Source organism: Ramlibacter henchirensis, assembly GCF_004682015.1.
Lineage (GTDB): Bacteria > Pseudomonadota > Gammaproteobacteria > Burkholderiales > Burkholderiaceae_C > Ramlibacter > Ramlibacter henchirensis.
This window is the reverse complement of sequence record NZ_SMLM01000001.1, coordinates 824096-843729: the sequence shown is the minus strand read 5'-3', so window position 1 is coordinate 843729 and position 19634 is coordinate 824096. Positions and strand designations below refer to the sequence as shown.

Annotated in this window: 18 protein-coding genes and 2 riboswitches; of the genes, 9 read left to right on the top strand and 9 right to left on the bottom strand. The window is 69.2% G+C overall.

Annotation, left to right across the window (positions count from 1 at the left end):
• Positions 1–24: 24 nt before the first annotated feature.
• From EZ313_RS04175 to EZ313_RS04160, 4 genes are read right to left on the bottom strand one after another with little or no spacing between them, the layout of a single operon-like run.
• Positions 25–1137, bottom strand: a complete 1113-nt coding sequence (locus tag EZ313_RS04175; RefSeq protein ID WP_135261945.1) for a mandelate racemase/muconate lactonizing enzyme family protein — start codon at positions 1135–1137, stop codon at positions 25–27.
• Positions 1138–1185: 48 nt separating this feature from the next.
• Positions 1186–2079 carry an NAD(P)/FAD-dependent oxidoreductase gene (locus EZ313_RS04170; protein WP_135261944.1) on the bottom strand — a complete coding sequence of 298 codons (894 nt, stop codon included), beginning with the start codon at positions 2077–2079 and terminating at the stop codon, positions 1186–1188.
• Positions 2080–2083: 4 nt separating this feature from the next.
• The gene (locus EZ313_RS04165; RefSeq protein ID WP_135261943.1) at positions 2084–2560 is read right to left on the bottom strand and encodes a DUF2269 family protein; all 477 of its coding nucleotides are present in this window, start codon (positions 2558–2560) and stop codon (positions 2084–2086) included.
• A 4-nt stretch (positions 2561–2564) separates the two neighbouring features.
• The gene (locus EZ313_RS04160; RefSeq protein ID WP_135261942.1) at positions 2565–3857 is read right to left on the bottom strand and encodes an SDR family oxidoreductase; all 1293 of its coding nucleotides are present in this window, start codon (positions 3855–3857) and stop codon (positions 2565–2567) included.
• Positions 3858–3958: 101 nt separating this feature from the next.
• Between EZ313_RS04160 and EZ313_RS04155 the strand changes: the two genes are divergently transcribed.
• Complete coding sequence (locus tag EZ313_RS04155) at positions 3959–4438, top strand: hypothetical protein (protein WP_135261941.1); 480 nt, start codon at positions 3959–3961, stop codon at positions 4436–4438.
• Here the strand turns inward: EZ313_RS04155 and EZ313_RS04150 are convergent.
• Both EZ313_RS04150 and EZ313_RS04145 read right to left on the bottom strand, forming a co-directional pair.
• On the bottom strand, positions 4426–4665 hold the full coding sequence (locus tag EZ313_RS04150; RefSeq protein WP_135261940.1) for a hypothetical protein: 240 nt from the start codon (positions 4663–4665) through the stop codon (positions 4426–4428). The two genes, EZ313_RS04155 and EZ313_RS04150, sit on opposite strands and share 13 nt — an antisense overlap.
• Before the next feature lie 42 nt (positions 4666–4707).
• Positions 4708–6429 carry a long-chain fatty acid--CoA ligase gene (locus EZ313_RS04145; protein ID WP_135261939.1) on the bottom strand — a complete coding sequence of 574 codons (1722 nt, stop codon included), beginning with the start codon at positions 6427–6429 and terminating at the stop codon, positions 4708–4710.
• 552 nt (positions 6430–6981) lie between these two features.
• On the opposite strand from EZ313_RS04145, the gene EZ313_RS04140 reads away from it, so the two are divergent.
• A complete protein-coding gene (locus EZ313_RS04140) occupies positions 6982–7938 on the top strand; it encodes a glycerophosphodiester phosphodiesterase (protein WP_135261938.1) in 957 nt (318 codons plus the stop codon).
• On the opposite strand, the gene EZ313_RS04135 is transcribed toward EZ313_RS04140, so the two are convergent.
• From EZ313_RS04135 to EZ313_RS04125, 3 genes are read right to left on the bottom strand one after another with little or no spacing between them, the layout of a single operon-like run.
• Entirely contained in the window at positions 7931–8350 is a 420-nt protein-coding gene (locus EZ313_RS04135) for an acyl-CoA thioesterase (RefSeq protein ID WP_135261937.1), read from the bottom strand. The two genes, EZ313_RS04140 and EZ313_RS04135, sit on opposite strands and share 8 nt — an antisense overlap.
• Positions 8347–9234, bottom strand: a complete 888-nt coding sequence (locus EZ313_RS04130; RefSeq protein ID WP_135261936.1) for a DMT family transporter — start codon at positions 9232–9234, stop codon at positions 8347–8349. The genes EZ313_RS04135 and EZ313_RS04130 overlap by 4 nt, the downstream gene beginning before the upstream one ends.
• A gap of 11 nt (positions 9235–9245) precedes the next feature.
• On the bottom strand, positions 9246–10028 hold the full coding sequence (locus EZ313_RS04125) for an SDR family oxidoreductase (protein ID WP_135261935.1): 783 nt from the start codon (positions 10026–10028) through the stop codon (positions 9246–9248).
• 133 nt (positions 10029–10161) lie between these two features.
• On the opposite strand from EZ313_RS04125, the gene EZ313_RS04120 reads away from it, so the two are divergent.
• The 7 genes from EZ313_RS04120 (at position 10162) to gcvP (ending at position 19566) form a co-directional block, all read left to right on the top strand.
• Positions 10162–11847, top strand: coding sequence for an electron transfer flavoprotein-ubiquinone oxidoreductase (locus EZ313_RS04120; RefSeq protein WP_135261934.1), 1686 nt, complete (start codon positions 10162–10164; stop codon positions 11845–11847).
• A 137-nt stretch (positions 11848–11984) separates the two neighbouring features.
• On the top strand, positions 11985–12911 hold the full coding sequence (locus tag EZ313_RS04115; protein WP_420849297.1) for a TRAP transporter substrate-binding protein: 927 nt from the start codon (positions 11985–11987) through the stop codon (positions 12909–12911).
• A gap of 56 nt (positions 12912–12967) precedes the next feature.
• Positions 12968–13462: a TRAP transporter small permease gene (locus EZ313_RS04110; RefSeq protein WP_135261932.1), complete on the top strand. Its 495-nt coding sequence runs from the start codon at positions 12968–12970 to the stop codon at positions 13460–13462.
• A gap of 79 nt (positions 13463–13541) precedes the next feature.
• Complete coding sequence (locus EZ313_RS04105; RefSeq protein ID WP_135261931.1) at positions 13542–14819, top strand: TRAP transporter large permease; 1278 nt, start codon at positions 13542–13544, stop codon at positions 14817–14819.
• 29 nt (positions 14820–14848) lie between these two features.
• Positions 14849–14935: riboswitch (glycine riboswitch) on the top strand.
• Positions 14936–14950: 15 nt separating this feature from the next.
• Positions 14951–15059, top strand: a riboswitch (glycine riboswitch).
• A gap of 26 nt (positions 15060–15085) precedes the next feature.
• On the top strand, positions 15086–16243 hold the full coding sequence (gene gcvT, locus EZ313_RS04100; protein WP_205960328.1) for a glycine cleavage system aminomethyltransferase GcvT: 1158 nt from the start codon (positions 15086–15088) through the stop codon (positions 16241–16243).
• 36 nt (positions 16244–16279) lie between these two features.
• Entirely contained in the window at positions 16280–16651 is a 372-nt protein-coding gene (gene gcvH, locus EZ313_RS04095; RefSeq protein ID WP_135261929.1) for a glycine cleavage system protein GcvH, read from the top strand.
• Positions 16652–16662: 11 nt separating this feature from the next.
• A complete protein-coding gene (gene gcvP / locus EZ313_RS04090) occupies positions 16663–19566 on the top strand; it encodes an aminomethyl-transferring glycine dehydrogenase (RefSeq protein WP_135261928.1) in 2904 nt (967 codons plus the stop codon).
• The last annotated feature ends 68 nt before the right edge of the window (positions 19567–19634 follow it).

The window sequence follows — 19634 nt, the reverse complement described above, 5'->3', positions numbered from 1 at the left end:
GAGGGAGAGGGAGCAAGGCGGAGGTCAGGCGATAGGTTTGCTGAAGCGCTGAAGCGCCTCGCCGGTGGGCGTGGTGCCGGCGCCGGGTTCCTGCGGCAGGCGGAAGAAACCGTCGGCCACTTCGGCGGGGTCGGAGAAGCAGTCCTTGATCCAGGGGATGTACTCGAGCACGCCGACCGCCGGATGCGCGTAGCTCAGGTGCACGTGGACCTGGCTCATGTCGCCCGCATGCGGCGCAACCGGCAGCCGGTGCGAATGCGCCGTCTCGCACACGCGCAGCACTTCGGTGAGTCCGCCCATGCGCGTCACGTCGGGCTGCACCCAGTGGATCGCGCCCTGGTGGAAGAACTCGCCGAAGGCATCCTGCGTGTAGAGCTGCTCGCCCAGGGCCACGGGGATGCGCGTGGCGCGCGCCAGCTGCGCGTGCGATCGCACGTCGTCGTACCAGAGCGGCTCCTCGAACCAGTAGACGTCGAAAGGCTCGGCCCCGCGGCAGAAACGCAGGCAGGTGGCCAGGTCCCACTTGCCGTTGCCGTCGAGGGCCAGCGTCACGTCGGGGCCGATCGCCTTGCGCACCGCTTCCAGGCGGCGCAGGTCGCGCTCCACGGTGGAGCCCACCTTGATCTTGATGCCGGTAAAGCCTTCCTGCACCGCGCGCCGGGCGCCTTCCACCAGCTTGTCGTCCGCGATGCTCAACCAGCCGATGTCCGTGTTGTACGCGCGGACCTTCTCGCGCACCTGGCCGCCCAGCAGCTTCCACAGCGGCACCTTCGCCGCCTTGGCCTTCAGGTCCCAGAGCGCGACGTCGATGGCGGCCTGCGCCAGCGTCGTGATGCCCGCGCGCCCGATCCACTGCAGCGCGGGATTGCGCGCGAGCTTGAGCCACAGGCGCTGCACGTCGTTCGCATCCTCGCCCTGCAGCAGCGGCGCGTGGCAGGTGGCGATGCAGCGCGTGATCAGCTGGTCGCCGGGCAGGTGCGCATGGGTGCCGGTGAAGCCGAAGCCGGAGAGGCCGTCCTCGGTGTCGATCCGGGCGCCCACCACGCCCCAGTGCGTGATGGTGTGCGTGCTGTCGGCGATCTGCGATCCGGTGACGGGGACGTGGAGGATGAAGGGCTCGACGGACTTGATCTTCATGGGCGCTCCTGGGGCGAGCGCCATCCTAGCCCGTCGCTGCCGGGGCGTTCAGAGGCAGTTGTGGATCGCCGTCGACGCGATCGCCGCATGCCCGTACGCGACGCTGATCTGGTTCAGCCCGGCGGCCACGTCGCCGGCCGCATAGAGGCCCGGCACCGTGGTCTGCAGGTGATCGTCGACCACGAGCTGTCCATCCTCCTCGGCCTTCGCGCCCATCGAGATCGCCAGCTCCGACGCGTGCGTCAGCCCCAGTGCCGGATACAGCACGTCGAACGTCAGCTTGCGGCCGTCGACCATCTCGACCTCGACCCCGTGCCCCGGCTCGCAGCGGATGTGCAGCGGCATCTGGTCGGCGATCAGCACGCCGCAGTCGCGCAGGCGGGTGAGCTGCTCGGGCTGCACGTCCTGCTGCGAGCCCATGGACAGCCAGGTCACCTGGTTGTCGAAGCCCGCGACGAAGAGCGATTCGCGCAGGCCGTGGACCTCCTTGCCCAGCACCGCCACGCGCTTGCGCTGCGTCTCGAAGCCGTCGCACACCGGGCAGTAGCGCACGTTGCCGGCGGCCAGACCGGGCTCCAGCCCCGGCAGTTCGGGCGTGACGTCCCTGGCGCCCGTGGCCAGCAGCAGCTTGCGCGCGCGCAGCACGCGGCCTTCGAGGCGCGCTTCGAACCCGCCGTCGCGCCCTGCGAGCGATTGCACGCAAGCTTGCACCACCGGGACGTCGTAGCGCGCGGCGTGTTCACGCATGCGCTCGAGCAGCTCGCGGCCCTCGATGCCGTCCGGAAAACCCGGCACGTTGCGCGATCGCGGAATCCAGTGGAGCCGGCTCGCGCCCGCATCCACCACCAGGACGCGGCGCTTGAACCGCGCCAGGTAGATCGAAGCGGTGAGGCCCGCCGGGCCGCCGCCGATGACCAGGCAGTCGAGCAGCTCCTCCTTCATCGCGTCAGCCCGCCCACGGCACCCGCTTGGCCACCATCAGCCAGAAGATCGCGAGGAAGGCGAAGAAGGCGACGAATCCCAGCACCACCCAGGCAGTGAACATCCGCCAGTACGTCCGCGAAAGCGAGTCGCCCGAACCCGCGCACAGGCGCGCCTCGTCGCGCAGGCGGTACTGGATCCGCACCACCGGCAGCCAGCAGGCGACGGCCAGCACGTACAGGCCGATGGACCAGGAAAGCCAGGGCTGGTCCCAGGGCATGCCCGCGCTGCGCACCATCAGCCAGCCGGTCAGCGGTTGCAGGACGACGGTCGTGGCCGTGAAGAGCCAGTCGGCCACCACGACGAATCCGCTGATCGCGGCGACCGTGCGGGCGTCGCGGCCGAGGGTCGCCACCAGCAGGTAGAAGGCCGAGCCGATGCCCGTGCCGAACAGCACGGTCGAGGTCAGGATGTGCAGCCATTTGAGCGTGAGGTAGTCCATCGCGTCAGCGGCGCCGCGGCTCCAGGGCCCACAGCAGCGCGATGACAGCCATGATGGGCAGGTTCTTGCTGATCGGCCCGTAGGGATGCAGCCAGTATCCGGGCAGGAAAAGCGTGATCAACAGCGTGTAGCCGGCGATCAGGGCCAGCTGCGCGGGCCACACCCACCATCGCCAGCGCGCCGGCGCCCACAAGGTGAAGACACCCAGCGCGAGGTCCAGGGCCGCGGCGCCATACAGGGCGAGCGTGGCCCAGCCGCCGCGCAGGCCCACCTGCGCGAGCAGCTCGCGGCTGTCCTCCACCGGGTAGAGCCCGAACGAGACGAGCGCAGTCCACAGCCACAGGAACGCCAGCGCCAGTCGCAGCAGGGGCAGCGTCCACCCCAGGGCCGCCCGGGCGCGCAGCGCCGGCGCGAGCGCGGGTGGCACGAACGCCGAAGGGTCGCGCGGACGCCGCGCCAGCAGCCGTGCGAAGTCCTCCGCCGGGGCCACGTTGCCGGCCAACAGCATCGCCGCCGTGTCGGTGTCGAGCGGGCTGCCCGGCACGCGGCCCGCGATCCTGGCGCCCGCGCGGAACAGCGCCTCCGGCATGGGCAGCACCCACTGCTCGCGACCCAGCCCCAGCTGGCTGCGCAGGCCCGCGAGGTAGACCCGCAACGGGATCGGCTGCGGGCCGACGAACGCCAGCGTGGTCATGGTCGGCGGCGGGTCCTCCACCAGCGCGACCACGCCGTCGACCACGTCGTCCAGGTGCACCGGCTGCACCTGCATCGCGCCGCCGGCCGGAAGCATGAGCAGGGGCGCTGTCGCAAGGCCAAGGAACAGCGCGCTGCTGGCGCCTTCGGGCGAGAACACCAGCGAGGGCTGGACCACCGCGCCGCGCAACGGCAGTCCGCGCAGCACGTCGTCCGCCGCGCGCTTGCTCAGGTGGTAGCCCGTCTGCGCCCGCGCGTCGGCGCCGAGCGCCGAGATCTGCACCACGCAGCGAACGGTCGAGTTGGCGCAGGCCAGGAACAGCTCGGCCGGCGCGCGGTGGTGCAGCGCGTCGAACGACTGGCCTGCCGTCTCGCGCAGGATGCCGACCGCATTGACCACGGCCTCGACGCCGTCGAGCTGCGGGTACCACCAGTCCGCATCCGGCGCCGCGGACAGGTCGACCTGCAGTGCACGAGCGCGCGGGCCGAGCTGCAGCCGGGACGGGTCGCGCACCGCGCAGACCACCTCGTGGCCTCGCTGGATCAGGGTGCGCGCGATGGCGCCGCCGATCAGGCCGGTGGCGCCGGTGAGCAGGACTCGCATGGCGCCCGATGATGGGGCAACGGGTCTCGCGCAGGGGCCGCGCCGTTGCAAGTTGCAATGCCGGGCCGCGCCGTCGGCCCGGCGCACCTAGACTGCAACGCATGAGTCGTTGGTCGAACACCTTGAACGAGGCCGCCGTCGGCGGCGCACTGGCGAGCATCCTGTCGGCCGCGGTGCTCGCGTGGGCCGGGCGCCGCGAGACGCCGAGCGCCGCCGCACCCATCAACGCGCCGAGCCAATGGATCTGGGGCACGGGTGAGGCGCTCGACGCCGATGGGCCGGACGGCCGGCACACGCTCACCGGCTACCTGGTCCACCATTGCGCGGCCACGTTCTGGGCCGCGCTCCATGCCGCGGTGCTCAGCCGCACCCGCTTGCCGGCCCGGCCGCTGCCGGGCCTCGCGGCGGCCGGCGTGACCGGTGCCGTGGCGGCGCTGGTCGACCTGAAGCTGACGCCCGAGCGCCTGACGCCGGGGTTCCAGCACCGGTTATCGCGCGGCGCGATCACGACGACTTACGGCGCGTTCGCCCTGGGCCTGGCGCTCGGCTGCCTGGCCGTGCGGCGGGCTCAGGGCCGCTGAAGCCAGACCTCACCGGCCGCGGAATCCGGGGCGGAAGCGGCCTCGCGCTTCTCGGCGTGACCGGCGCTGCTGTCGACGGACACCGGGTCGCTGGCCGGAAACGTGTACTCGACGCCGACGTCGAGCACGTCGTCGTAGCTGGGCTCGGGGCCGAGCGGCGCCTGCTCGTTGCGCTCTCGCGTGCAGTTCTGGACGAACTTCTCGTGGGCCGGTGTGGGAGTGCTCATGCCCAGCGGCGGCAAGCCGCATGCCCGGCAGTCCGCTTGCGCTCAGCCCCCGCTGCGCGCCTCCGCCTCCTGCAAGGTGCGCCACATCACCTTGCCGCTGCCGCTGCGCGGCAGCGCGTCGGCGAACTGCACGATGCGGGGCACCTTGTAGACGGCCATGTTGGCGCGGCACCAGTCGATGATGTCCTGCTCGCTCACCTGACCCTTGTGCGAGGCGCGAAGCACGACCACCGCCTTCACCGTCTCGCCGCGGTACTCGTCCCGTGCCGAGATCACGCAGGCTTCCTGGATGGCCGGGTGGCGGAACATCAGCGCCTCGACCTCGGCGGGCCAGACCTTGAAGCCGCTGGCGTTGATCATCCGCTTCAGCCGGTCGGTGAGGAAGAAGTAGCCCTGCTCGTCCATGCGGCCGAGGTCGCCGGTGCGGAAGAAGCGCTTGCCGTCCAGCTCGATGAAGGCCGCGGCCGTGGCGTCGGGGCGCTTCCAGTAGCCGTTGAACACCATCGGGCCGTGCACGATGATCTCGCCCTGCTCGCCGGGCGCCAGTTCGCGCAGCGTCTCGGGGTCGACCACGCGCGCATCGCAGCTGAGGAAGGGCACGCCCAGGCACTGCTGCTTGGGCGCATCGGGCGGGTTGGTGTGCGAGGGCGCGGCGGTCTCGGTCAGGCCGTAGCCCTCGACGTAGCGCAGGCCGAACTGCTCCAGCAGCCGCTGCGCCACCGCCTGCGGCATGGCGGCGCCGCCGCCGCCGATGTGGACCAGGCTGGACAGGTCGTAGTGGTCGAAGTTCGGGCTGCCCAGCAGGTCGATGACCATCGTTGGGATGTTGGTCCAGGTGGTCACCTTCCAGCGCGAGATGAGGCGGCCGGCCAGTTCCCGGTCCCAGCGCGGCATCAACACGATCGTCGCGCCGACGTAGACCGACGAATGCATCACGCTCACCATGCCCGTGATGTGGAACATGGGCACGACCAGCAGCGTGACGTTCTCGGCGGTGGCATTGCCCCAGGCCGCGCTGGCCGCCGCGTTGTGCATCAGGCTGCGGTGCGGATGCATGCAGCCCTTGGGCAGGCCGGTGGTGCCGCTGGTGTAGGGCAGGACGGCCAGGTCTTCGGGGCCGACCGCGGGCACGGGCAGGGGCAGGTCGTTGGCCAGCGCATCGTTCCAGTCCATCACGCTGCCGCCGGCGAGCTGCGGCAGCGGATGTCGCGCAAGCAGCCAGTCGTTCCAGGCGGCGGGCGGCACGTTGGCACTGTCGGTCGCATCGAACGCGTCGGTGTAGCGGGTGACGATCAGGTGCTCGAGGCGCTGCCGCGGTTCGAGCTGCGCGTCGGCCTTCGCGATCTCGCCCGCCACGTCCGCGGTGGCGATGGCGACCTTCGCATCGGGATCGAGGATGTAGTGCTTCAGCTCCTCGGCGCGGTTCATCGGGTTCACGGGAACGACGACGGCATTCGCGCGCAGGATGGCGAAGTGCGCCACGATCAGCTGCGGGCAGTTCTGCATGTCCAGCACCACCCGGTCGCCCTTGCGCACGCCCATCGCATGCAGGCGCGCGGCCAGGCGCTCGGCCATGCCCACCAGCTCGGGATAGGTGTAGGTGCGGCCGAAGAACACGACGCCGGGCTTGTTGGGGTACCGGCGGGCGCTGATGGCCAGGTTCTCCCACAGCGAGGTCTGGGGCGGGGTGAGGGAATGCGGCAGGCGCTTGGGCCAGACGGCGTGGTGCGGGCGCTGGGGGCCGGCTGTGGCGGGAACGGACATGCGGCACAGCCTACCTTTGGCCGGGGTCCGCGGCATCGGGGAAGCCCCGGTAGCAGGTGTCGCGCACTGGTCACGACCGCATGAGTCGCGCGCAGCGCCGCATGAGTCGCGCGCCCCAGGCCGGCGGCCCGGGTGTCCGTTCTCCGGTCCACCTCGCGATGAAGAAGCTGTTGGCAATCCTCGCGCCTCGGCTTGGAACACCGCCATGCGTGACTGCGGCTCCGCGCGACCGCGAATGGTCCCTGCGCCCGGACACCCGAACCACCGGCCTCATCAGGTTGGGCGCTGGTTTTCCGCAGGGCTGATCAAGCGCAGTGCCCACTCGGGGCGCAATGACTCGCTGGGACGGTGGTCTGGGTACCCGGGCGCAGGGACCATTCGCGGTCGCGCGGGGTTTCAGGATCGTGAGGCCGCGTTCCAAGCCAAGGCGCGTAGATCGCGATGGCATCTTCATCGCGAGGTGGGCCGGAGAACGAGTACCCGGACCGCCGGCCCAGGACCCGGACGCTCCGGGCCTCAACCTGACACGCAACAGACCCACAATCCCCCGCCATGACCACCCTGCGTCGCCTGCTCGCCTTCTCGCTCGCCGCCCTCGCCTTCTCCGCGAACGCCTTCGACCTGCAAGGCCACCGCGGCGCGCGCGGGCTGCTGCCGGAGAACACGCTGCCGGCGTTCGAGCGCGCACTGCGCATCGGCGTGACGACACTGGAGATGGACGTCGGCATCACGGCCGACGGCGTGGTGGTGGTGTCGCACGACCCGGTGCTCAATCCCGATCTCGTGCGCGGACCCGACGGCCAGTGGATCACCACGCCGCTGGCGATCCGCGAACTCACGCATGCGCAGCTGCAGGCCTACGACGTCGGCCGGCTGCGGCCCGGCAGCGCGTACGCGAACACCTTCTCGCGGCAGCAGCCGGTCGATGGAACGCGCATGCCGACACTGGCCTCGGTGTTCGAGCTGGTGAAGAAGCTCGGCGCCGGCCATGTGCGGTTCGACATCGAGACCAAGATGGACCTGCGCAACCCGGCCAACACGCCGGAGCCGCAGCCTTTCGTGGAGGCGCTATTGAAGGTGGTGCGCGCCGCCGGCATGGAGGAGCGCGTGATGGTCCAGAGCTTCGACTGGCGCACGCTGCAGGCCGTGCAGAAAGCAGCCCCGCGCATCCCCACCGTCTATCTCACCACGCAGTCCGAGCGCGGCAGCAACCTGGATTCGCCGGTCGCGACGGCGGGCTTCACGCTCGCGGAGCACAGAACCATTCCGGCGATGGTGAAGGCGGCAGGCGGCCACGTGTGGTCGCCCAACTTCCAGGCGCTCACGGCCGTTGAGCTCAAGCAGGCCCATTCGCTGGGCCTGAAGGTGATCCCCTGGACGGTGAATGACCCCGCCGACATCGAGCGCTTGATCGCGCTGGGCGTGGACGGGATCATCTCCGACTACCCGGACCGCGTGCGCACCGTGATGCAGCGGCGCGGCATGCCGCTGCCGCCGGCGATCAAGTGAGGTGCTTGCGGAACCAGTCGGGGATGGGCACCGACTTCTGCGCCGGGAAGTCCACCCACACGGTGGTGGCGCCGCCGGAGGCGTAGACGATGCCGGGGTCGTCGGTGCGGCCGATGGTGGCCCAGGTCTCGAACGAGCTGCGGCCCGGATCGCTGGCGTACATCGTCAGGTGCATCTCGCCCGGGAACTCCAGCTGCTTGTGGAAGTTGCAGAAGGCGTTGACGACCAGCGGGCCGGTGCCGCGCGGGTCGGGCACGCAATCGAGCGAGCGGAACCAGTCGATGCGCAGCGTCTCCAGGTAGCGGAAGTACAGCGTGTTGTTGACGTGTCCCATCGCGTCCATGTCGCCCCAGCGGATCGGCATGGTCATCTCGTACACCAGCTTCTTGTCCTTGGGCAGTTCCAGTTTCATCGGTGCGCCTTGATCGAGGCCAGGATGCCCAGCGTGAAGAGCACGCAGGCGGCAAGCTGGGCGGGGCTCGGCCACTGCCCGTCCCAGGCGAAAGAATAGAGCAGCGCGAACAGGGTCTCGCTCACGATCAGCTGCCCGCACAGGCTGGCCGAGAGGCGGCGGCTCGCGATGTTCCACAGGATCGTGGCCAGCCATGCGGAACCGAAGCCGGTGGCCAGCGCGAGCGCGAGGAAGAGGCCACGGTCCGGCTGGGAGACGAGGTGCTGCGTGGATGAACCGGCCGCCGCCCACAACAGCAGCGCGCCCAGGCCGGTGGCCACGCCCAGCCAGTTGGCCCATTCGGTGGCCTGCACCTGCGGATGCTTCTTCAGCCACGCCGAGTTGAGCAGCGCGAAGGCGGTCCAGCAGGCCAGCGATGCGAGGGCGAAAGCGATGCCGCGCCAGAAGTGCCCACCGGTAGCAGCCGTCCTATGCGGCGCGCCCATCATCAGCGCGAGCCCCGCCGCGGTGAGCGCTAGGCCGGGCAGCAGCGCGGCCCAGCGCAGGTGGCCGGGCTTGCCCAGCAGCATCACCCAGATCGGGATGGTGCCGATCACGAGCGTCGGCACTTCCGTGCCGGCGTCGCGCACGGCCAGCACCAGCAGCAGGTAGTAGCCGGTGAAGCCGAGCAGGCTCATGCCGAGCGCGGCCAGCGCTTGCGAAGGCGTGGGCAGCGGCCGCGTTCGAAGCGCCAGCAGCATCAGCACGGCGGCCACTGCGCCGTAGGCGAGGAAGCGGCCGGCCGTGAGGTCGACCGCGGAGTAGCCGCCCACCATGCGCGGCGAGACGAACACCAGGCCCCACAGCGCGCCGGCACCCAGGCCGGCGGCGACGCCGGCCAGCATGCGCGGGGCGGTCAAATGCCGAAGCCGTCGTCGGCGGCGATCACCGCGCCGTTCATGAAGTGGCTCTGGCTGCTGGCCAGCAGCACGATGAGCGCGTCCAGGTCCTCGGGGCTGCCCAGGCGCTTGCGCGGCAGCATGTTGATCAGCTTTTGCCCCTGCTCGGTGGACCAGTGGTGCCGGTTGATCTCGGTGTCGATGTAGCCGGGGCAGATGGCATTGACGTTGATCTCGAAGCGGCCCCACTCCAGCGCGAGCGCCTTGGTCATCTGCACCACCGCCGCCTTGCTCATCGCGTACACGCCGATCTGCGGCAGCACCCTCAGGCCCGCCATCGAGGCGATGTTGATGATGCGCCCGCCGGTGAAGGTGCCCGGCGCGGCGCCCCGGGCGCGCGCCAGCATGCGCTTGCCGACTTCCTGCGCTACGAAGAAGGCGCCCTTGACGTTGGTGTCGAAGATGAAGTCGTACTCCTCCTCGCCCACGTCCTGGATGCGCTGCGTCGTGCTCACGCCCGAGTTGTTGACCAGGATGTCGATGGAGCCCACCTCGGTTTCGGCGTGCGCGACGGCGGCCTTGATGCTGCCCAGGTCGGTCACGTCCAGCGGCACCACGTGGGCGTCGCCGCCCTCGCCTTCGATCTGCGCGCGCAGGTCCTTGAGCTTCTCGACCCGCCGCGACGCCAGCACCACGGCGGCGCCGGCCCGCGCCAGCGTGCGCGCGAACTGGGCGCCCAGCCCGCTGGAGGCGCCCGTCACGAAGGCGACGCGGCCGGAAAGGTCGATGCTGTAGCTCACGAGGATCTCCTGCAGGGAACGAGGGGCCGGGCGCTGCGGCTCTGCTGCCGCAGAGGCGCGCAATAGAATCGATGTCCCGCCGAACGCCGGCCCCCAGGCCGCGCGAATGCCGAAGATTATCCGAGCACCGCCCATGACACGAGAAGAAATCCTGGCCCAGCACGGGCCGCGCGAAGCGATGGAATACGACGTGGTGATCGTGGGCGCCGGCCCCGCGGGCCTGTCCACGGCCATCCGCCTGAAGCAACTGGCGGCCGAATACGGCCGCGAGGTCTCCGTCGTCGTGCTCGAGAAGGGCTCCGAGCCCGGCGCGCACATCCTGTCGGGCGCCATCATGGACCCGCGCGCGCTCAACGAGCTGATCCCCGACTGGAAGGACAAGGGCGCGCCGCTGAACGTGCCCGTCACGGAGGACATCTTCCTGTTCCTCTCCGAGCGGGGCGCGACGCGCACGCCCGGCTTCCTGCTGCCGAAGAACTTCGAGAACCACGGCAACTACATCGTCAGCCTCGCCAACTTCACGCGCTGGCTCGCGCAGCAGGCGGAAGGCCTGGGCGTGGAGATCTTCCCGGGCTTTCCCGCGGCGGAGGTGCTCTACAACCAGGACGGCTCGGTGAAGGGCGTCGCCACCGCCGACATGGGCATCGGCAAGGACGGGCAGCCGACCGAGAACTTCCAGCTCGGCATGGAGCTGCATGCGAAGTACACGGTGTTCGCCGAGGGCTCGCGCGGCCACCTGGGCCGCGAGCTGATCAGCCGGTTCCAGCTCGACCAGGGTCGCGATCCCCAGAGCTACAGCATCGGCATCAAGGAAGTGTGGGAGATCGACCCCGCGCGCCACAAGCCGGGCCTTGCGCTGCACAGCGCGGGCTGGCCGCTGGACGAAACGACGTACGGCGGCTCGTTCCTGTACCACATGGAAAACAACCAGATCGCGATCGGCTTCGTGGTCGGTCTGGACTACACCAACCCCTACCTCTCGCCGTACGAGGAGTTCCAGCGCTTCAAGACGCATCCCAACATCCGCTGGTACTTCGAGGGCGCCAAGGGCGCGAAGCGGCTGGCCTATGGCGCACGCGCGCTCACCGTGGGCGGACTGCTGTCGCTTCCCAAGACCGTTTTCCCTGGCGGCGCGCTGGTCGGCTGCGACGCGGGCTACCTCAATGCCTCGCGCATCAAGGGCAGCCACGCCGCGATCAAGACCGGCATGCTGGCCGCCGAAGCGGCGTTCGCCGCGCTCGGCGAAGGGCGGCAGCATGACGAGCTCACGGCCTATCCGAAGGCCTTCGAGGCTTCGTGGCTGCACCGCGAGCTGAACAAGGCCCGCAACTTCAAGCAGTGGTTCAAGATGGGCCGCACGGTGGCCACGGTGATGACCGGCGTCGAGCAGTTCGTGCTGGGCGGGCGCATTCCCTGGACGATCCACCGCAAGAAGCCCGACCACGTGTCGCTGCGGCCGGCATCCGAATGCACGCCGATCGCGTATCCCAGGCCGGACGGCAAGCTCACCTTCGACCGCCTCTCCTCGGTGTTCATCTCCAACACCAACCACGAGGAGAACCAGCCGCCGCACCTGACGCTGAAGGACCCGCAGATCCCGATCAGCGTCAACCTGCACGACTACGCGGGCCCCGAACAGCGCTACTGCCCCGCGGGCGTGTACGAGTTCGTGGAGGACGAGGCCGGCGGCGGCGCGCGCCTGCAGATCAACGCGCAGAACTGCGTGCACTGCAAGACCTGCGACATCAAGGACCCGACGCAGAACATCGTGTGGGTCGTGCCCGAAGGCGGCGGCGGGCCGAACTACACCAACATGTGAACGCTTGAGGGGTACGTAGAACTCCCGTGGCGAAGGCGGCTGCCGATGGGCATCCTCTCGGGTTTCGTGTGCATTGCCGAAGGAGTGAGAGCGTGAAACTAAGCAGATTGTTTGCAGCCCTGGCCGCCGGGCTGGTGATGGGCGGCGCCGCGCTGGCGCAGACGACGATGCGCATCAGCATCTCGGTCGCCCAGAACTCGCACCAGGGCGTGGCGATCGACACCTTTGCGCGGGAGGTGGAAAAGCGCACCAACGGCCGCTACAAGGTCCAGCCCTTCTACTCCGGCTCCCTCGGCGGCGAGCGTGAGTCGATCGAAGCGGTGCAGCTCGGCACGCAGGAGCTGACGTTCACCTCCACCGGCCCGGTCCCCAACTTCGTGCCGGAAACGAAGATCCTGGACATCCCCTTCCTGTTCCGCGACAAGGCGCACGCGCGCGCCGTGCTCGACGGCCCCATCGGCCAGGAGATGCTCACCAAGTTCGACGGCAAGGGCATGAAGGCCCTCGCCTGGGGCGAGAACGGCGTGCGGCACATGACGAACAGCAGGCGAGCCGTCAACGCGCCCGAGGACCTCAAGGGCCTGAAACTGCGCACCATGGAGAACCCGGTGCACGTGCAGGCCTACAAGGGCCTGGGCATCGTCACCACGCCGATGGCCTTCCCCGAGGTGTTCACCGCCCTGCAGCAGGGCACGGTGGACGGCCAGGAGAACCCGCTGTCGGTGATCATGGCCGCCAAGTTCGACCAGGTGCAGAAGCACCTGTCGCTCACCGGCCATGTCTACTCGCCGTGCGTCCTGCTGATGAACAAGGCCAGCTTCGACAAGCTGTCGGCAGCCGACAAGCAGGCCTTCGCCGACGCCGCCAAGGAAGCGGTCAAGGCCAACCGCGCCCGCGTGGACGAGGACGACGCCAAGGGCGTCGCCGAGCTGCGCAACAAGGGCATGCAGGTCGTGGAGAACGTGGACAAGGCCAAGTTCGTCCAGGTGCTCGCACCGGTGAACGCCGACTTCGAGAAGCAGTTCGGCAAGGCCAACATCGATCGCATCCGCAACTACAAATAAGCCGCGACGGCTTCGACCGAAAGGCCCACCGAGGTGGGCCTTCTTTTTGCCCGCACATGAAAGCAACCTTCCTGCGCATCGAAAGCTGGATCACCGGCGCGTCCATGGCCGCGGCGTGCGCCATGCTGGCGCTGGCCTCCAGCCTCGGCCTGTTCCAGATCTTCACCCGCTTCGTGCTGGAACAGCCGGCCGAATGGACCGAGGTTCTGATCCGCTTCTCGCTGATCTGGATGGTGTTCCTGGGCATCCCGATGGCCTTCCGGCAGGGCGCGATGGTCAGCGTGGACGTCCTGTACCGCTGGAGCGGCCGGCGCATGCAGCGCTTCCTCGACTGGGTGGTGGCGCTCGCCGCGATCGCGCTGATCGGGGTGATCCTCTGGTGGGGCTGGGACTATGCCAACCGCGGCAAGGTGCAGACGATGATCGGCCTGGAGGACGTGTCGATGTTCTGGGCCTACCTGGCCATGCCCGTGGGCGCGGTGTTTTCGGTCATCGGCATCGTGGGCAACCTGCTCGATCCGCAGCGCCTGGAACTGGAGACGGCGCAATGAGCGCCGCCGGACCGCTCCAAGGCGCGAAGGCCCCCTCGGGGGGCAGCGCAGTACACGAAGTGACAAGCGTGGGGGCTCAATGACATCCGTGATGGTCGGCACCATGGTGCTGTGCTTCGCGCTCACCATTTCGGTGGCGGTCTCCATCGGCCTGGCCGCCGTGCTCGGCATGCAGGCGGCCAACGCGCCGATGCTCATTTCCGTCAAGGAGATGTTCAACTCGATCAACAAGTTTCCTCTGGCCGCCATCCCGTTCTTCATCCTGGCGGGCAACCTGATGGAGACGGGCGGCATCTCGCGCCGCCTCGTGGAATTCGCCAAGAGCATCGTCGGCGGCGTGCAGGGCGGCCTGCCGATGACCTGCGTGCTGACCTGCATGATCTTCGCGGCGGTGTCCGGCTCCTCGGTGGCCACCACCTTCGCGATCGGCGCCATCCTGATCCCGGCGCTGATCAAGCACGGCTATCCCACGAGCTGGGCCGCGGCCTTGCAGGCCACCAGCGCCGAGCTGGGCGTGATCATCCCGCCGTCGATCCCGATGATCCTGTACGGCGTCAGCGCCGAGGTTTCCATCGGCGAGCTGTTCATCGCCGGCTTCGGCCCCGGGCTGCTGATCGGCGGGGCACTGATGCTGTTCGTCTGGGCATATTGCAAGTGGCGCGGCTGGGGCAAGGACGACGGCGAAGGGCGCCTGTCCTTCGGCCGCGCGTTCTGGCAGGCCGGCTGGGCCCTGCTGATGCCGGTGATCATCCTGGGCGGCATCTATGGCGGCGTCTTCACACCCACGGAAGCGTCGGCCGTCGCGGTGTTCTATGCGCTCGTTGTGGGCATGCTGATCTACCGCGAGATCGGCGTGCGCGACCTGTACGCGATTCTGCGCAAGTCGGTGATCTCGTCGGCGGTGATCATGTTCATCATCGCCAATGCGGGCCTCTTCGCCTTCCTGATCACGCGCGCCGGCGTGCCGGACGCGATCGGACTGTGGCTCAAGGAAGTGCTGCAGACGCCCGCGCTCTTCCTGCTGGGCGTCAACGCCGCGCTGTTCGTGATCGGCATGTTCATCGAGACCAGCGCGGCCATCATCGTGCTGGCGCCGATCCTCGCGCCCGTGGCGCAGCACTTCGGCGTCGACCCGGTGCACTTCGGGCTGGTCATGGTGGTCAACCTCGCCCTGGGCATGATCACCCCCCCGTTCGGCGTGAACCTGTTCGCCGCCTGCACGGTGGCGCGCATCTCGCTGGACCGCATCGTCACGCAGCTGATTCCCTTCGTTCTGGTCGTGCTGGCCTGCCTGATGGTGATCACCTACGTGCCGGCCCTGTCGCTCTCACTGCGCGACCTGGCCTACGCGCGCTGAAGCTCCGCCGCTCCGATCCACTTACAATCCGCCCGTCGTCAGGAGAGCGCTCCCGCGCGGAGCCGCCGAAGGCGCAGGCGAACAGCCGAACGCTCAGGCACCCAGGACTGATGGCCGCCCCGGCAACGGGGCGTTGCCTTGCTGGAGAGAGGCGGCGGCCCCCACGGGCCGGCGTCCACCGAAGGAGCAAACCCCGTGTAAGGGGTGAATCTCTCAGGTAAAGCGGACAGCAGGGGCGACCATGGTTTCCGTACCATGGATTTCGAATGCCCCTGTTCGCATCGGAGCCCCGCTTGTCCACCGCCACGCCCGTCCTTCGCACCACGCCGCTGAACGCCCTGCACCTGGAGCTCGGCGCGCGCATGGTGCCCTTCGCCGGCTACTCGATGCCCGTGCAGTACACGGCGGGCCTGATGGCCGAACACCACCACACCCGCCAGGCCGCCGGCCTGTTCGACGTGTCGCACATGGGCCAGCTGCGGCTGGAAGGTGCCGACGCCGCCGCGGCGTTCGAGACGCTGATGCCGGTGGACGTGATCGGCCTGGCGCCCGGCAAGCAGCGCTACGGCCTGCTGCTCACCGACGAGGGCACGATCATCGACGACCTGATGTTCGTCAATCGCGGCGACAACCTTTTCGTGATCGTCAACGGCGCGTGCAAGGAAGGCGACATCGCGCACATCACCCAGCGCATCGGTTCGCGCTGCAACGTCATCCCCATGCCCGAGCGCGCCCTGCTCGCCCTGCAGGGGCCCAAGGCGGTCGATGCGCTCAAGCGCCTGGTGCCCGGCGTGGAGAAGCTGGTGTTCATGACCGGCGGCGCGTTCGACTGGCAAGGCGCCGACCTGTTCATCACGCGCAGCGGCTACACCGGCGAGGACGGCTTCGAGATCTCGATCGATGGCGAGCGGGCCGAAGCCTTCGCGCGGGCGCTGCTCGACCAGCCCGAGGTCAAGCCGATCGGCCTGGGCGCGCGCAACTCGCTGCGGCTCGAAGCGGGACTGTGCCTGTACGGCAACGACATCGACACCACGACCACGCCGGTCGAGGCGGGACTGAATTGGGCGATGCAGAAGGTGCGACGCACCGGTGGCGCCCGCGCAGGCGGTTTCCCCGGTGCGGACAAGGTGCTGGGCCAGCTGGACGGCACGGTGCCCGTCGCGCGCAAGCGTGTGGGCCTCATCGCGCTGGAGCGCGTGCCGGTGCGCGAGCACACCGGGCTGCAGGATGCTTCGGGACGCCAGGTCGGCGAGGTCACGAGCGGCCTGCTCGGCCCCACGATCGACAAGCCCGTCGCCATGGCCTACGTCGCGGCCGACCAGGCCGCGGCCGGCACCCGGCTGAATGCCATCGTGCGGGGCAAGCCCGTGGCGATGGAAGTCAGCCCCATGCCTTTCGTTCCGCAGCGGTACCACCGCGGCTGAACGGCCCACAGATTCAACCAACAAGGAGAGAAGCGCATGACCGTGAAGTACACGCAGGAGCATGAATGGATCCGCCTCGAAGGCGGCGACGCCGTCGTGGGCATCACGGTGCACGCGCAGGACGCGCTGGGCGACGTGGTGTTCGTCGACCTGCCCGAAGTCGGGCGCCGCTACGGCAAGGGCGAGGTGGCCGGCGTCGTCGAGTCGGTCAAGGCCGCCGCCGACGTCTTCATGCCCGTGACCGGCGAAGTGCTCGAGGTGAACGAGTCCCTGCGCGCCGATCCCTCCCTGGCCAACAGCGACCCGCTGGGCCAGGGGTGGTTCTTCAAGGTCAAGCTGGCCGACGTGTCGGAGACGAACGGCCTGATGGACGAGACGGCCTACAACGAGTTTTCGAAGAACGCCTGAAGAGAAACAAGATGCTGATGCAATCCGCCCGCCCGCTCGGCGAGCTCGAGAACCCCGCTGAATTCATCCCGCGCCACATCGGCATCGACGAGCAGGACGAGAAGCACATGCTGTCGGTCATCGGCGAGGCCTCGCGCCGCTCGCTGATCGAAAGCATCGTGCCGCGTTCCATCGCCCGCGCCACGGAGATGAAGCTGCCGGCGCCGCTCACCGAGGCGCAGGCGCTGCTGGAGCTGCGCGGCATCGCCAACCGCAACAAGGTGCTCAAGAGCTTCATCGGCCAGGGCTACTACGGCACGCTGACGCCGCCGGTGATCCTGCGCAACGTCCTGGAGAACCCCGCCTGGTACACCGCGTACACGCCCTACCAGGCCGAGATCTCGCAGGGCCGCATGGAAGCACTGGTGAACTTCCAGACGATGGTGTGCGACCTCACGGCCATGCCGATTGCCAATGCGTCGATGCTGGACGAAGCGACGTCGGCGGCCGAGGCGATGACGCTGGCGAAACGAAGCGTCAAGAGCAAGTCGAATGTTTTCATCGTCGCGGGCGACTGCCATCCGCAGACCATTGAGGTGGTGCAGACGCGCGCGAAGCCGCTGGGCATCGAAGTGAAGCTGGCCAACTCCGCGCAGGAGTGGGACGAGCTGCTCGCGGGCGACTACTTCGCCGTGCTGGAGCAATACCCCTCGACCAGCGGCCGCATCGGCGACCTGAAGGCCGACGCGGAGCGTGTCCATTCCAGACAGGCGGCATTCATCGTCGCCGCCGACCTGCTGGCGCTTGCGCTCCTGGTGCCGCCGGGAGAGTTCGGCGCAGACATCGTCGTCGGCACGACGCAGCGCTTCGGCATGCCGATGGGCGCCGGCGGCCCGCACGCCGCCTACCTGGCCTGCCGCGACGAGTACAAGCGTTCGATGCCCGGCCGCCTGGTGGGCGTGAGCGTCGACAGCCACGGCAACCCCGCCTACCGCCTCGCGCTGCAGACGCGCGAGCAGCACATCCGGCGCGAGAAGGCCACCTCGAACATCTGCACGGCGCAGGTGCTGCCGGCGGTGGTCGCCAGCATGTACGCCGTCTACCACGGGCCGCAGGGCTTGCGGCGCATCGCGCAGCGCGTGGCGGCCTACACCGCCATCCTGGCGCGCGGCATGGAGCAGATCGGGTTCGCGCCGCGCAACGCGGACCGCGCGTTCGACACGCTGTCGTTCCATGCCAAGGACAAGCACCACGCCCGCGCGATCGCCGCCCGCGCCGTGGCGCTGGGCGCGAACGTGCGCGTGGCCTGGGACGAGTACATCTGCATCTCGCTGGACGAGACCACCACCCGCGCCGAGATCGAGCTGCTCTGGAAGATCTTCGCGGGCGACGACCTGCGCAAGCTGCCGTCGGTGTCCGACTTCGAGAAGGGCGTCGAGCCGCTGATCCCCACGGGCCTGCGCCGCACCAGCGAGTTCCTTGCGCACCCGGTGTTCAACACGCACCACAGCGAGACCGGCATGCTGCGCTACATCCGCAGCCTGTCCGACAAGGACCTGGCGCTGGACCGCACCATGATCCCGCTGGGCAGCTGCACCATGAAGCTGAACGCGACCAGCGAGATGATCCCCGTCACCTGGCCGGAGTTCGCGCACATCCATCCATTCGCGCCGCGCGAGCAGCTCCAGGGCTACGCCGAACTGGACCGCGAACTGCGCGAGTGGCTGTGCCAGGCCACCGGCTACGCGGGCATCAGCCTGCAGCCCAATGCGGGGTCGCAAGGCGAGTACGCGGGCCTGCTGGCGATCAAGGCCTGGCACGAGAGCCGCGGCCAGGGCCACCGCAACGTGTGCCTGATCCCCTCTTCCGCGCACGGCACCAATCCGGCCAGCGCGCAGATGGTCGGCATGCAGGTGGTGGTGACCGCCTGCGACGTCAACGGCAACGTGGACATGGCCGACCTCAAGGCCAAGTGCGAGCAGCACAGCAAGGAGCTGGCCTGCATCATGATCACTTACCCGAGCACGCACGGCGTGTTCGAGATGCAGGTCAAGGAGCTGTGCGAGATGGTCCATGCGCACGGCGGCCGCGTCTACGTGGACGGCGCCAACATGAACGCGCTGGTGGGCGTGGCGGCGCCGGGCGAGTTCGGCGGCGACGTGAGCCACCTGAACCTGCACAAGACCTTCTGCATCCCGCACGGCGGCGGCGGGCCGGGCGTCGGGCCGGTGTGCGTGGTGGAGGACCTCGTCCCCTTCCTTCCCGGCCATGAGGCGGGCGGACTCGAGGGGCGGCCGGTCGGCGCCGTCTCGGCCGCGCCGCTGGGCAACGCGGCCGTGCTGCCGATCAGCTGGATGTACTGCCGGATGATGGGCGCCGAGGGACTGCGACAGGCCACCGAGGTCGCCATCCTCTCGGCCAACTACATCAGCGTGCGGCTCAAGGACCACTACCCCACGCTGTACGCCAGCGCCAACGGCCATGTGGCGCACGAGTGCATCCTGGACCTGCGCCCGCTCAAGGACAGCAGCGGTGTCACGGCCGAGGACGTGGCCAAGCGCCTGATCGACTACGGCTTCCACGCGCCCACGCTGAGCTTTCCGGTCGCCGGCACGCTCATGGTCGAGCCGACGGAGAGCGAGACGCTGGATGAGCTCGACCGTTTCATCGGCGCCATGGTCGCCATCCGCGAGGAGATCCGCCGCATCGAGCGCGGCGAGTGGCCGCAGGACGACAACCCGCTGAAGAACGCCCCGCACACGGCCGCATCGCTGCTGAAGGGCGAGTGGACCCACGCCTACCCCCGCGAGGCCGGTGCGGCGGTGCTGGACGAGCGGCGGCACGCCAAGTACTGGCCGCCGGTCGGGCGGGTGGACAACGTGTACGGGGACAGGAACCTGTTCTGCGCCTGCGTGCCGATGTCGGCGTACGAGTAAGCCTGTCTTGCTCCCTCCCCCTCCGGGGGAGGGCTGGGGTGGGGGCACGCACGGCGCTCAAGCGGGCG

Excerpts from the sequence above, each read along its gene's own strand:
- EZ313_RS04160 (WP_135261942.1), bottom strand. The coding sequence starts at position 3,857 with ATGCGAGTCCTGCTCACCGGCGCCACCGGCCTGATCGGCGGCGCCATC.
- gcvP (WP_135261928.1), top strand. The coding sequence starts at position 16,663 with ATGCTGATGCAATCCGCCCGCCCGCTCGGCGAGCTCGAGAACCCCGCT.
- EZ313_RS04175 (WP_135261945.1), bottom strand. The coding sequence starts at position 1,137 with ATGAAGATCAAGTCCGTCGAGCCCTTCATCCTCCACGTCCCCGTCACC.
- EZ313_RS04120 (WP_135261934.1), top strand. The coding sequence starts at position 10,162 with ATGACACGAGAAGAAATCCTGGCCCAGCACGGGCCGCGCGAAGCGATG.
- gcvT (WP_205960328.1), top strand. The coding sequence starts at position 15,086 with ATGCCCCTGTTCGCATCGGAGCCCCGCTTGTCCACCGCCACGCCCGTC.
- gcvH (WP_135261929.1), top strand. The coding sequence starts at position 16,280 with ATGACCGTGAAGTACACGCAGGAGCATGAATGGATCCGCCTCGAAGGC.
- EZ313_RS04140 (WP_135261938.1), top strand. The coding sequence starts at position 6,982 with ATGACCACCCTGCGTCGCCTGCTCGCCTTCTCGCTCGCCGCCCTCGCC.
- EZ313_RS04115 (WP_420849297.1), top strand. The coding sequence starts at position 11,985 with ATGGGCGGCGCCGCGCTGGCGCAGACGACGATGCGCATCAGCATCTCG.
- EZ313_RS04170 (WP_135261944.1), bottom strand. The coding sequence starts at position 2,079 with ATGAAGGAGGAGCTGCTCGACTGCCTGGTCATCGGCGGCGGCCCGGCG.
- EZ313_RS04105 (WP_135261931.1), top strand. The coding sequence starts at position 13,542 with ATGACATCCGTGATGGTCGGCACCATGGTGCTGTGCTTCGCGCTCACC.
- EZ313_RS04130 (WP_135261936.1), bottom strand. The coding sequence starts at position 9,234 with ATGCTGGCCGGCGTCGCCGCCGGCCTGGGTGCCGGCGCGCTGTGGGGC.
- EZ313_RS04135 (WP_135261937.1), bottom strand. The coding sequence starts at position 8,350 with ATGAAACTGGAACTGCCCAAGGACAAGAAGCTGGTGTACGAGATGACC.
- EZ313_RS04150 (WP_135261940.1), bottom strand. The coding sequence starts at position 4,665 with ATGAGCACTCCCACACCGGCCCACGAGAAGTTCGTCCAGAACTGCACG.
- EZ313_RS04165 (WP_135261943.1), bottom strand. The coding sequence starts at position 2,560 with ATGGACTACCTCACGCTCAAATGGCTGCACATCCTGACCTCGACCGTG.
- EZ313_RS04145 (WP_135261939.1), bottom strand. The coding sequence starts at position 6,429 with ATGTCCGTTCCCGCCACAGCCGGCCCCCAGCGCCCGCACCACGCCGTC.
- EZ313_RS04110 (WP_135261932.1), top strand. The coding sequence starts at position 12,968 with ATGAAAGCAACCTTCCTGCGCATCGAAAGCTGGATCACCGGCGCGTCC.
- EZ313_RS04155 (WP_135261941.1), top strand. The coding sequence starts at position 3,959 with ATGAGTCGTTGGTCGAACACCTTGAACGAGGCCGCCGTCGGCGGCGCA.